General features: G+C 44.4%; 8 protein-coding genes. All 8 read left to right on the top strand.

Annotated elements, in window-relative coordinates; translation table 11 throughout:
• Window positions 1-45: 45 nt before the first annotated feature.
• Entirely contained in the window at window positions 46-510 is a 465-nt protein-coding gene (locus tag PCH02S_RS31960) for a hypothetical protein (protein WP_127458152.1), read from the top strand.
• A 29-nt stretch (window positions 511-539) separates the two neighbouring features.
• Complete coding sequence (locus tag PCH02S_RS31955) at window positions 540-2,396, top strand: helix-turn-helix domain-containing protein (RefSeq protein ID WP_164819820.1); 1,857 nt, start codon at window positions 540-542, stop codon at window positions 2,394-2,396.
• A gap of 412 nt (window positions 2,397-2,808) precedes the next feature.
• Window positions 2,809-4,431 (top strand): type 2 periplasmic-binding domain-containing protein, encoded by a 1,623-nt coding sequence (locus tag PCH02S_RS31950; protein WP_127458150.1) that lies wholly within the window; start codon window positions 2,809-2,811, stop codon window positions 4,429-4,431.
• 70 nt (window positions 4,432-4,501) lie between these two features.
• Entirely contained in the window at window positions 4,502-5,416 is a 915-nt protein-coding gene (locus tag PCH02S_RS31945) for an ABC transporter permease (protein WP_127458149.1), read from the top strand.
• Window positions 5,417-5,431: 15 nt separating this feature from the next.
• On the top strand, window positions 5,432-6,310 hold the full coding sequence (locus tag PCH02S_RS31940; RefSeq protein WP_127458148.1) for a carbohydrate ABC transporter permease: 879 nt from the start codon (window positions 5,432-5,434) through the stop codon (window positions 6,308-6,310).
• 23 nt (window positions 6,311-6,333) lie between these two features.
• A complete protein-coding gene (locus PCH02S_RS31935) occupies window positions 6,334-8,286 on the top strand; it encodes a heparinase II/III family protein (protein WP_127458147.1) in 1,953 nt (650 codons plus the stop codon).
• A 262-nt stretch (window positions 8,287-8,548) separates the two neighbouring features.
• A complete protein-coding gene (locus PCH02S_RS31930; protein WP_164819819.1) occupies window positions 8,549-13,384 on the top strand; it encodes a CBM96 family carbohydrate-binding protein in 4,836 nt (1,611 codons plus the stop codon).
• Window positions 13,385-13,400: 16 nt separating this feature from the next.
• Window positions 13,401-13,846 (top strand): hypothetical protein (locus PCH02S_RS36005; RefSeq protein WP_176589898.1); only part of this gene is annotated, 446 nt, incomplete at its 3' end.

Raw genomic sequence — 13,846 nt, 5'->3', positions numbered from 1 at the left:
AACTACACATTTTCTTGTTTGGAAATATAGATGGGGGCTAACATCGTGCTAAACAGTATTTGGATGAAAAGACGAAGCGTTATCTTAACCTGGCTATTTTCTTACGTTGCCATTTTACTCCTGCCGATTCTAATTGGTGTGTTTGTATATCGTGAATCGAACGCGGCTCTGGAAGATGAAATCCATAGGGCTAATGATGCGCTATTGAAACAAGTTCGGGAGATTATGGACAATGAATTTGAGAGCGTTTTACGACTGAATACCGAAATTACCTGGAACGCCAAGATTCAAGATCTTATGTATACGAACAAACTGAATCGGGACGACTACCAGTATTCCCTATATCAAGTGGCGATGGATTTTAAGCTGTATAAAACGTTCTATCCTCAAATTACTGATTTCTATGTGTATTACTCGATGGGAGATACCGGCCTCATGCCGGGGTTAGTACGAAGCGGCAAAGATGTGTACGAGCAAGTCCATAACAGCCCTGATTTCAGCTTATGTTGACTTCGAGAAAAGAGCCATCTTTTGTTCCAATGGTTTACAGAAGCTTGAGCGGCAGCATGCATCAGTCCATAGCCCATATTAGTTATTTTGCGTCGAACACGGATACGAAACCAGAGGGAGCGGTTGTGATTCTTGTAGACGAATCCAAGTTATTAACGGCCCTTCAGAACGTTCAATTGTTCAATGGAGGCGAAGTGTTGGTTTTGAATAAAGAGAACCAGATTCTGCTCTCTTCTTTGGAAACCAATCAGCAACCGGTATTGACGAATCAGTTTGCTTCTGATGATCAAGGCTTCTTCCATGAAACCTACAATGGACAAGACTCCGTGTTTTATTATATTTCCTCCAAGAAAACGAATCTCAAATTTGTAACCATCATGCCTAGCGCTCTAGTGTGGCAAAAAGCGAATAATGTGAGATGGATTACTTATATTAGCATCGTTCTGAGTATACTCGGGGGAAGTTTGTTAACTTTCTTCTTTTTGAAAAAAAATTACAACCCGATCAGGCAATTAATTCTTACTTTCAAAAGTGAGTCGAATGAACAATTAAATGACGGGAGCAACGAATTTCAATTTATCCAGCACATGATTTCCAATACAGTAAATGAAAAAGAGCAAGCCAACATTCGTCTCAAACAGCAAAATCATTTGCTGCGATCCAATTTTATGAACAGGCTGTTAAAAGGCAGGGTCGACAACCAAATCCCGATCGAGGATGCGTTACCTGCATTCGAAATGCACTTTGACAGTGATCAATTTGCCGTGCTTTTGTTTTATGTAGAGGCAAATGAGCTGTTTTTTTCGAGCATCAGTGGGAAAAGTGATCATGAAAAGGCCAAACTGCTTCAGTTTATCGTTTCAAATGTTGTTGAGGATATCATGAACGCGAAGCATATTGGTTATATGACGGAGATCGATGACATGCTCGCCTGTATCATCAATTTCCGTGACACGGGGCAAGCAGGCAGTTTGGCCGAACTACGGCAGATGACCGAAGAAGCGCAGCAATTTTTGAAAACGAAATTTCAAATTGATCTAACGGTTTCGATCAGTAATATTCACACGTCCATTGTCGATCTCTCGATTGCCTACAAAGAGTCTGTTGATGCGATGGAATATAAACTTATTATGGGCCGAAAAGAAATAATTTCTTTTCATGAAATTCAAAGTGAGGCACTGAATGAAATCCCCCAAGGGTATTATTACCCGTTGCAGGTGGAACAGCAGCTCATTAACTTTTTGAAAATTGGCGAATATGACAGGGCAAAGGAAACGCTGGATACCATCGTGGACAGGAATTTGAAAATCAATCAGATTTCATTACCGCTAGCCCGCTGTCTGATGTTTGATTTGGTAAGCACGATGGTGAAGGCGCTTCATGAAATTGGCGATACCCAGGAAGAATCGTCTGGCGGCAGCCTGAAAGAGATCGAGAAGCTGACCGCATGCGAAACCATGCAGGATATGCATGAACAGCTCACAGAGATGCTGAAAGAAGTATGCAGTAACAACTTGGCCAAAAGAAAATCAACGTTGATTCAGATCAGGCATCAAGATTTGGAGACATTAGCACAAAACATTGTCAGTTTTATTCAAGAAAATTATCACGATGCGGATATGAATATCTCGATGATCGGTTTACGGTTTGAGATGAAATCAACCTATTTATCCAAATTATTCAGAGAGCAGACAGGAGAAGGGCTTCTCGATTACATCAATAAAGTTCGTATTATGAAAGCCAAGGAATTGATCGAGAATCAGAACATTACCTTGAATGAAATATCAAGTCTTGTCGGCTTCAGCGATGTCAACGCATTGATCCGGATATTTAAAAAGTATGAAGGCGTTACGCCGGGCAAATATAAAGAGATGTATTTGAAATAATTGAGACGGAATCTGAGGGCGTTATTTCTGCCCAATCGGTCCGTTTTCAAATTCATGGGGAACTATAGGGCTTTATTTCTATGTTTTGGGCGGACTTTCAACCAAATCCGTTGAAATAAAGGAACATAGTTCCCCTTCCGTACGTAAAGGGGCTCGTTTTACAGAAATAGCGTCCTGTAGTTCCCCAAGGTCAAAGTTGAGGTCAAAGGCTGCTGCAAAGCGGTCTTTTTTCCTTTTTAACCGGGGAAATCACAAATTTAATATGCGATTGTACAAATTTCAGATCGATTTTATGTTTTTTTTGATGTCGTTGGAGGATTTTAAGATATTCAAATCGGGTTAACAAAAGCATAATAAAGAGGCGAAAGGGAAGCTGCCCGACATCGTACATATTATAGGGAGGTAAACACAGATGAAGAAGAAAGTAAAACTGATATCAAGCACCTTATCCATCATCATGCTAAGTTCACTTGCAATCGCATGCAGTGACAAAACGGATAAACAATCGACTCCATCATCGAGCGCTCCAGTTGAACAAACCGCCATATCGTATCCGCTGAAAAGCGACACGAAGCTCTCGTTATGGACAGCGGATTATACGCCGATTTTACAGATTAAGCCTAACGTGAATGATATTCCTTTTTATCAGGAGTGGCAGAAGAAAACGGGAGTTGGCGTCAATTTTCAAAATCCGGTTGCGGGTCAAGAAAAAGAGCAATTAAACGTCATGCTGTCTTCGGGCGATTTGCCGGACATGATCGAATATAATTGGAAGACAAACTTTCCTGGCGGTCCTGAAAAAGCAATCAAAGATGGCGTTATTATGAAACTCAATGATGTCATTGATAAGTACGCCCCTAACTTGAAGAAATATTTAAAAGAGCATCCTGAAGTCGACAAAATGGTGAAAACAGACAACGGAAGTTACTATGCCTTCCCGTTCGTTCGTGGGGATGAGTCTCTGATGGTCTTCCAAGGGCCTATGCTGAGACAAGACTATTTAACCGAGCTGGGCCTTCAAGTTCCGACCACGATGGATGAGTGGTATACGGTATTGAAAGCATTCAAAGAGAAAAAAGGGATGGAGGCTCCTCTTACATTCCGGGGATTGAACGATCTAAACAATGGAGCATTCATAGGAGCTTACGGAATTAACCGTTCCTTCTATGTGGATAACGGCCAAGTGAAGTATGGTCCGGCCCAGCCTTCATATAAGGATTTCCTTGCTACGATGCGTAAATGGTATGCCGAAGGCCTGCTTGATAAAAACATCGCGACTGTAGATATTAAAGCGCAGGATGCTAATATGACATCCGGTAAATCCGGTGCCTCGATTGGTGCTGCTGGAAGCGGTATGGGGAAATGGTTAGGCGCTGTCCAAGGCAAAGATCCTAAATATAATCTTGTTGCAGCTCCATATCCAGTTCTGAACAAAGGCGATAAACCGAAATTCGGTCAAAAAAGCTTTGCATTTGGCTCTGAGCCAAGTGGCATGATTGCGATTACAGGAACGAGCAAAAATGTAGAGCTTGCCGCCAAATTCCTCGACTACGGCTATAGTGAAGAAGGACATAACTTTTTTAACTTCGGCACGGAGGGTGTCAGCTACAAAATGGATAACGGGTATCCGAAATATACGGATCTGCTGATGAACAATCCTGAGAAGTTATCCCTTGCGCAAGCAATGGGCCTCTACATTAGAGGAAATACAAGCGGACCTTTCGTTCAGGATCCACGATATCTCGAGCAGTACTATACGATGAAGCAGCAAAAAGACGCGATCGTTGCATGGCAGCAAACAGATGCAGCGAAGTATATGCTTCCTCCAATCACGGCTTCACCGCAAGAAAGCACGGAGTTAGCTAAAATTATGAACGAAGTGAATGCCTTGGTGGATGAAACATCGCTAAAAATCATTCTTGGAGCTGCACCACTTGAAGAATACGACAAATACTTATCCAAGCTGCAAACGTTAAATATTAACAGAGCGATTGAGATTCAAAAAGCGGCATTGGATCGCTACAACAAGCGATAATTAATGATTTGATAAGATGGGAAGGTTTAGTCCTTCCCTTTCTATAAACGATTTGAAAGAAGGAAACCTTATGACTTCTAAAAGAGATCTATTCGTGAAGGATTTTCTTCTGAATAAGTCCTTATATCTGATGATGCTTCCCGTGCTTATCTACTACGCTGTCTTTCATTATGCGCCCATGTATGGAGCTATTATTGCTTTTAAGGATTTCTCTCCCATGAAAGGAATTTTGGCGAGCGATTGGGTTGGCTTGCAGAACTTCAAGGATTTTATCAACAGTTTTTATTTCTGGCGAATTCTTAAGAATACCCTCGTCCTTAGCCTGTATTCCATTCTTTTTGAATTCCCTGCCCCAATCTTGTTAGCTTTGCTAATGAATGAGTTGAAAAATAAGATTTTCAGCAGGTTTGTACAGTCGGTTTCCTACATGCCGCATTTTATTTCGATGGTCGTCATTTGCGGAATCATTACGGATTTCACCAACAGTGGTGGTGTAATTAACTCACTTATGGCTAGCTTTGGCGGTGACGGGCAGGCTTTACTGCAAAAGCCGGAGTATTTCCGCTCGATTTATGTGCTCTCTGAGATTTGGCAAAAAGTTGGCTGGGAATCGATTATTTACATGGCTGCTTTAATGGGAATCGATCAAGAGCAGTACGAAGCTGCCAAAATCGACGGAGCAAGCCGTTGGAAGCAGATTCTATATATTACGTTGCCAGGAATTGCGCCGACAATTGCCATTATGTTCATTTTGAGAATGGGCCATTTGCTGAATGTCGGTTTTGAGAAAATTATTTTGCTGTATAATCCGGTTACTTACAGCACGGCCGATGTGATTTCATCCTACGTCTATCGCAAAGGTTTATTGGAATTTAACTGGGGATTCAGTGCTTCCGTTGGACTATTCAATTCCGTCATTAACTTGATTTTATTAGTAGCAGCTAATCAGCTTAGCCGTAAAATCAGTAAAAACGGATTGTGGTAAGGAGAGAGGGACGAAATGAACAAGGTGAGTCAGTCTGAAAAGGTGTTTGATGCGTTTATAGTGGTAATCATGATTGGGCTAGTTCTAGTTACCTTATATCCCTTGGTTTATGTAGCGTTGGCCTCAATTAGCGATGCGAGCTCCCTGATGGCGCATAAAGGCTTGCTTCTGAAGCCATATGGTATTAATTTCGAGGCTTACAAGCGAGTATTAACCAATGCCAGCATTTTAACGGGTTACAGCAACACGTTCATCATTATTGTTTTGGGAGTATTTATCAATCTGCTCCTAACTTCTCTTGGTGCTTATGTATTATCGCGAAAAAACGTATTATGGAATCGTGCGTTCATTTTCATTATTTTGTTAACGATGTTTTTTCAAGGCGGCTTGATTCCTCTGTATTTGATCGTTAAAGGAGTCGGACTCTACAATTCTTTATTGTCGCTTGTGCTTCCTTTTGCGATCAGCACCTTTAATTTGATTATTATGAGAACTTCTTTCATGGCTATCCCGGATAGTTTGGAAGAGTCGGCGAAAATAGATGGAGCCAATCATTTTATCATCTTGTTTCGGATTATCATCCCATTATCCATGCCGGTCATTGCGGTTATGATTATGTTTTATGCCGTTGAAAAATGGAATGGATGGTTTTATGCCTCGATTTTCTTAAAGGACAGGGATTTATTCCCGCTGCAGCTCATATTACGCGAAATTTTGCTTGCCAATTCGACGGAAAGCATGACAGCTGGATCCGGTTCAGATCAGGGCTTCCAAATTGCTGAAACGATCAAGTATGCAACGATTATGGTTGCAACTTTGCCCATCCTGTTCTTTTATCCGATTGTTTCCAAATATTTCGTTAAGGGAGTCATGGTCGGAGCTTTGAAAGGCTGATAAAGGGAGATGGAGATGAAGTAATGAGCATACAAAAATGGCTGAAAGAGCCGATTTCGACAACGGAGCTTTTAGGAAATGTGCGTGCCCGTTTAGAGAGAATGGACGTAAAGAGTGCCTATATTTCCAGTCATATGCCTGAATCTGTGCAGCAGACGATAGCTAAGGCGGAGCTTGCTTATCAGGGCATGCTGATGCTTCCCGGTACTGGCGGCGTAAGAGAATTTGTGGGCAATCCGCCTCGATGGCTGGAACGCAGACATAATGATAACGAGTATTTGTGGCAGCTGAACCGCATGACGGATTGGCAGGACTTATTGGAAGCTTATTCTTTAACGAAAAACGAGAAGTACGGCCGCAAAGTGATTGAAGAGATGCTGGATTGGATCGACACGGTGAAAATGACGGAGGATATGATCGATTTGCCGCTCAGCTATTACTCGGAATGCCATCCGCTTCGGGCGCTTGAGCTGGGCATTCGCAGCTACAAGACTTGGCCGCTTGTATTGGAGCATCTCGGACATTCCGAGCTGTTTACGGAAGAAGTGTTGGAGCAGTATGTAACTGCCGTCTATAAGCAGATCAAAATCTTGCGTCATGTATCGCCACAGCTATGGCCCAAAGCGGATCATAACCATTATCTGATGGAATGTTTGGGGATATTGACCACGGCGCTTTATTTTCCCGAGCTGAAGGAAGCGGACGAATGGCGGGAATTCGCGATTGATGCTATCGAGAAGTGCTGCTTCGCCCAACTGACGGAGGATGGCGGACAGATAGAAGGCTGTCCATCCTATCATAATGGCTGCATGTTCTGGTTTGGTCTTGCCGTTGTGCTGGCTAAGCGTTTTGGTTTCCAATTCTCGGAATCCTATATGGAGCGCTATAAGAAAAATCTGGATTACTCGATTTATTCACTGAGGCCGACAGGAAAATGCGTGCCTGTGGGTGACTCGCATGCGAATAATCTTGCGATTATGGGCGGCGTATATGGCTATTTTGCTTTAGACGACATGACTTGGTTGGGGCTTGCTGCCAACTTGATGAGTACAGACGAGATTATGCAGGAGGCCAGCAGGCATGTATGGCGTGCCTTAGATGTACAGCGCTTCGTCAGCGATTTGCATGCCCTAAAAGGAAAGGAATATGTATGCGATAAGCAAACCACCTTCTGGAATCGCACACTTCATCAAGCGATTATCCGCAGTGGTTGGGATCGCGAGGCGCTTAGCTTTCTGTTTACTTGCCGCAGCCCGATTCAAAACTTTCATGCCCATATCGATCTTATGAGTTTTGATTTTACGGCGTTAGGCAAGGAGATGGTTTGCGATCCCGGTCTTTTTTGCTTCAGGGAGGATGAAGATCGCAAGCAGTTCAAAAGCTCGAACTATCATTCCACGCTGCTCATCGATGACCGTGATCACTTTGCCTATAGAGGCTCCTGGGACTATGGTCCGCAAGAAAAAGGAGAGATATACAATGTGGAAAATAGAGGTTTTTATCAGCTCGCAAGCGCTTACCATCTAAATTATGTGCCGATTGTCCATCATCGCCATATTTCTCTCGTACAAAACAAGTTTGTTGTCATTGCCGATCGGGTAGAGGGGTTGGAGCAGCATAAGGTGCAGCGCTATTTTCATCTCGATTTCACGGATGTGAAGGAAGAGGCAGGCGGCGTAGTAGCAACAAGCGATATGGCTAATCTGGCCATTTTTACAAGTGAGCAGGGGCAGTTGGCATTTTTGCCTGGAAGACTTTCGGACATGAATGATGTTGCCAGACCTTCTACGAGAGTTAAATTTGAGGGCAGCTATAACGGATCGAAGACTTTCTTGACGGTACTTGTTCCTTATAATGGGGAGACGGCGCCTGACGTGCAAATAAAGGAGGTGATGGATGGCATTTACGAATTCGGTTATGGAGAGCGTTATCAGGTTGCCATTAAAGATAAAGATATGGTAATTAGCTCCACTTGATCAAATAAGGCATGTAATGGTAAAACAAAAGAAGTTTATAACCTCGTTGGATGGCGTTATTGTTGCAATAACCCATCCAGCGCAGGTAGTGAAAGAACGGTCAATATCCGTATGACAGGGAGGTAACATGATGAGAAATTTATGGACAACACAGAGAAAAAAGGGTTCATGTTTACTTGTTGCTCTATTCGTTTTTGCTCAAGTATTTTTATCGTTATTTATTCATCCAATATCTGTAAGCGCTTCCTCTGGGGCGAGCAATATGTCAGACGCATCCTTCTTTGGGGTTTGGGATCAAGCAGGGCAACGATGGACGACGCCAGGCAAACTGAACTACGACGGTTTTCCAGGGCTGAGTGCCGTGCAATCCGATGTAAAGATTGGCAATTACGTTCAGGCGAAATCGGATTTGCTCGACTATTATAAAAATCGAACAACCCGAACGATTCCGACTGATTTTGCTCCAAATCCAACCATGGTGCCTCTCTTGATGGATCAGATTGCAACGCCTTTAAAAGAATTTTATTTGAATACGTTTACAATTGAGCCTGCATTCAAAACGTACAATTTGGATATGCGTTCAACGGTACAAGGCGCGATCGGATCAAATCTCAGCTTCATGCTGATGGGACGCTACAAGGGCACGAACCGAGCGAACATTTACAGCCGTGAGCAGGATTGCTCGCAAACATCGCTTACACAATGCCGTCCTACGCTCGAGATCCAATATGCGGATGCAACGGGTGATCATATAGTGAACCTGACGTCTACGAAGGATACCTACATTCGGGGGAATGATACAGTTATTCATGCCGGCGAGCCATTGCTTCAGGTTCAGGAATCCGGTGCTCCTTATGACTCCAATACACGTAAAGCTTATCTGAATTTTGATTTATCATCGATTAAGGGAACGGTTACGGCGGCAACTCTTAAATTATCCGGGAAAGCAGAGCTAAATGAAAATGTTGATGTGATGATTTATAAATCGGGCGATACCGCATGGGATGAGAATACGCTCACTTATGCCAACCATAATGGTAAAACATTTTCATGGCAAGGGTCGCCTTCGGGTACGGACTGGGCGGGTCCTGCGCCAACCATTGCAGACATCGAATACCATTACCAAATTACCCGATTCTATTGGCTTAGTCCTCTTTTAGCGGAATACATGAACACGGGGAATGAAACGTATGCGGCGAAATATATCGACTATTTGATCGATTTTATCGTTGATGGCGATGCCTCTACGAGCGTGTCTGGCGCAGGGTCATTTCCCAGAAATTTTGATACGGGCATTCGGGCCTCCACTTGGGTGAAAGCTTATCATGTGTTAAGAGAGAGTTCCTCCATGAGTGCTGAGGCCAATACAGATTTATTGAAAACGTTTTGGAAAATAGGGGATTACTTAAATACGCCTGGCGGGTTTAGTCCCGATGGCAACCATGGAACAGTTGAAACAGAGGGGTTATACACCCTTGGTATCTACTTCCCTGAGTTTACCGATTCTGCGACCTGGCTGCCGACGGCTTACTCGCGATATGACTTTTTAATGACGACACTAATTTATAAAGATGGCTCGTACATGGAGTCCAGCGATACCTATACGACAGTAACAACCGCTCCCATGATTGCCATCAAACAGCTCGGAATGATGAATAATGTGCCTTTCCAAGGAGCATTTGATAGCAATTTGAACCATTTAGGCAAATACTTGGCCGATATTTCGTATCCGGGCGGCTATTCCGTCAGCCTTGGTGACAGTCAGTATACGGACCTCAAAGGTACGATTAAGCAAATAGGTGAGCTTACTAACGATGACGCCTTACGTTATGTAGGAACTGCGGGAGCGGAAGGAACCATGCCTTCCTACACGTCCATTCTGTATCCGGACAGTAAAATTGCTGCAATGCGCAGTGGCTGGTCGCCAAATGACCGCTTCTTGTTTACGAACGTGAAACAGGCAGCGCCGCACAGGCATCCCGATGATAACGCGATCTCCTATTATGCGTATGGCAGACCTTTATTGGTCGATCCCGGTGCATATTCCTACAGTGATGATCCGATTTCCAACTGGCTGCGATTCTCGACGGAGTCGCACAATACGATTGAAATCAACGATACGCCGCAAAATTTGTCGGAAGGCTGGTTTCAAGACTGGACGGATAATAGCAAGTTCAACTTTGTTACGGGTGTTACCCAAAATGTGCCTGGCTTCAAGTATTCACGTGACACCCTTTTTCTCAAATCATCCTTCTCGATTGTTTCCGATGTTGTGCAAGCGCCTGCCGGAACGAACAAGTACCAGCAAACTTGGCACTTTTTGCCTGCAGCGAGTCCGAAGCTAGATGCGTCAACGAAAAAAGTAAGCACCGTCTTTAACGACACTTACGGGGATATCCAAGTCGTTCCTGCCGATCCTGGGCAAGTTACGGCTACACTTGATCATGGTTATTATTCGAACGCTTTTTATTCCGTGTCCGACGCTACCTATGCTTCGTATACGAAAAACGTGTCCGGGGACACGACTTTTGACACGGTTTTGTATCCGACAGCCAGCGGAGAAAATCGCGACATCAAAGTCAATCGTATAGCCCTGTCTGTACCTACTACGGTAGCCAGCTCGTTGAAGATTGACAACATTGGAGAGACTGGAACTTCGGGTTATTATTATGTGTCTCACGAAGAAAATCCGCAGTTCAGACGTAACTTCGATGCCTTTTCATTTGACGGGAAAGTGGCCTATATCGAAAAGACGGGCAGCGGTAAGGTCCAATCAACCATCCTGAAGTCAGGATCGACGCTGGCGCAAAATGGAGCAAATGTGATTGCATCCAAAATGCCGGTAACCGATATTGCCGTTGATTGGAAAGGTTCGACTCTGGAAATTAGCGGATCGAATCTGGTCGCCGCCAATGATCCTAATGCCGCTTCGGCCATTGCGATACGAGCTTCCGGCATTACTGCGGTGAAATTGAATGGCAGTCCGATTTCCAACTTTACGGCTTCCGGTGGGTATATTTATGCGGTCGGCGTACCGTCATGGTCATCTTCAACCGGTTATTCAAATAGCATTGATTTGGGAGCGGGACATTCCGGGGTTCAATCCATTGAATTCGATCTGCTGCCGACAGCTAACCAAATTGGGGGTATAATCGGCTATACAGGACAATCGTCCGTCGTGAACAGCGAGTCTGCTTTGCCGATGATTCTCCGATTGAATGCCGATGGTTATTTCGATGTTCGTAATGGCAATGCTTATGGGCAAAATGTCAGGCTGAACTATCAAGCCAATGAGCTTTATCATGTCACATTACTTGCCGATTTGGATACGAAAACCTATAACGTGTATATCGCACCCCGGGGCAAACCGGAAGTTCAGATTGCGGACCATTTTGCGTTTCAAACAGGAGCTCCTGGCTTATCGGATATTGGAAAATTAGTGATGAACAGTCCAAGTAACGATCAGTATCGGATCAACAACCACACGTTAGGCCGTCCTGATTTTTTTGAACTAGATGTGACCGCAGATGCGTATGTGTGGGCAGGAAATCCAGCGATCAACTATGGAACAGGTAAAAAATTGGAGGTAAGGAACTCAACGAGTTCAAGTGTTTACCGCCATTCGTACTTACGATTTGATTTAGGCAATGTGCCGGCAGATTCAAATGCCTTTGCGGCGAAACTGAAGCTGACATCGGCTTCAGCGGGAACTTTTACCGATCAAGCGCAGTTTGTACAGGATGATTCTTGGGGGGAAACTTCGCTGACCTATACAAACAAGCCTGCGGGAGGGGCTGTACTAGGAACATGGAGCATGCCATCGGCAGAAAATTCCGTGGATGTAGATATTAGCTCTGCCTATAACACCGAACTTGCCGGCGATAAGCAGTTAAGTCTGGTTATCACGTCACAAACGACCAACAACGTTTCTCACTATTATTATTCTAGGGAGAATGGTGGCGGCAAACCGAAGATTGTGGTTTATACGAAAAAGGCTGCGGGTAGAACCATTGGCGCAGAGGCAGATACGATGGTGAGTGCAAGCGTACCAACGGCGAACTATGGTAAAAATACCAATCTTGAGGTGAGGAATTCGGAATTTGTTCCACGCCAGACGTTTGTTCGCTTCAATTTATCAAGCGTACCCAACAATATAACATCGGCTAAACTTCGTCTTACATCCTCTATTGTTGGCGGGACTTTCACAGACAAAGTTCAGTTTGTAAGCGATGACACTTGGGGAGAAGCCACAATGAATTACACGAACAGGCCAACCACAGGCGCTGATCTGGGCACGTGGGAGATGCCTCCTGCCCAACAATTTGTGGATATTGACGTAACTTCTCAGGTCTTAGCTGAGCTTGCCGGGGATAAGAAACTCAGTTTGGGTATTTCCTCGCTTACAGCGAATAATCTTTCACACTATTATTATTCCAGGGAAAAAGGCAGCCTAGGACCGCAATTGTTGATCGAAACCGCTGAACAGGCCTATCAAAAGGACGACGACATGATCGTACCCACGCTTCCAGGACAGGAAGTGGTGGGTGTTGAACCTATCGCTATTACTACGACTGCCGGGGTCTCCCCGGTGCTGCCAAGTGTTGTAACCGCTGTATATAGCGATCAAACGACGGTGCAGGTTCCGGTTGTGTGGAACAATCTGGATTCCTCTGAATATTCCAAACCAGGAGCGTTTCAGGTGTACGGCACCGTGGCGGGAACGGATTTGCAGGCCACAGCAACTGTTACCGTTCTGCCTCAGTTTGGCGTGAACACCAGTTTCACGGTCGGTTCTACGGCCAACGCAACGGTTTTGCGTCCGAACGAATGGCTCGATGCAAGTGCGAGTGTCACTAACCATCTGGTGTTATCGAAAGATGTTATGTTGATTGTAGCTTTGTATGATTCCAATGGCAGCATGAAGGACATTTCTTATACCTCGGAAAAGATCGCCCCGGGAGCGATGAAGATGCTTCATTCCGGCTTCAAGCTTCCTTCTGAGCTTGCCGGATATAAAGTTCGGACATTTGTATGGGATGGAGCGTCTTTCAACAGTAGCCTCTTGCAACCGTTGTCCAGCGTTTATGAAATTCAATAAAGAGGGGCGAAGCGTCGTGTATAAACATTTTTTCTCAGCAGCAGCGCTGTTTGTCTTGAGCATATCTGGTGTGAGCCCAGGTTATGCGGCTTCCGATGAAGCGAGCATTAGCGGACTTTCTGCTGTGATCAATCAAGAGACTCAGATGGTGACCATAAATGGCCAAATTAGTACAGGTGAGGGCAGGCTTGTCACCGTTACGGTTACGGATCCCGCAGGAAACATGGACTGGATGAATCAAACGCAAAGTGACGCAAGCGGGAGTTTCCGTTTTCAGTATAAAACGCTGGATACCACGAGAGGAACCTATGTGGTGAAAGCGGGCGGCGATGGCGTTGCATTGCCTGCTCAGTCTAGCTTTACAATGACTAGCAACGTAGATGGCAATAGCAATAGCAATAGCAATAGCAATAGCAATAGCAATAGCAATAGCAATAGCAACACCAACACCAACACCAACAC

The sequence above is a fragment of the Paenibacillus chondroitinus NBRC 15376 genome, from assembly GCF_004000765.1.
Classification (GTDB): domain Bacteria; phylum Bacillota; class Bacilli; order Paenibacillales; family NBRC-103111; genus Paenibacillus_E; species Paenibacillus_E chondroitinus.
This window is presented reverse-complemented; position numbering and strand designations above follow the sequence as displayed.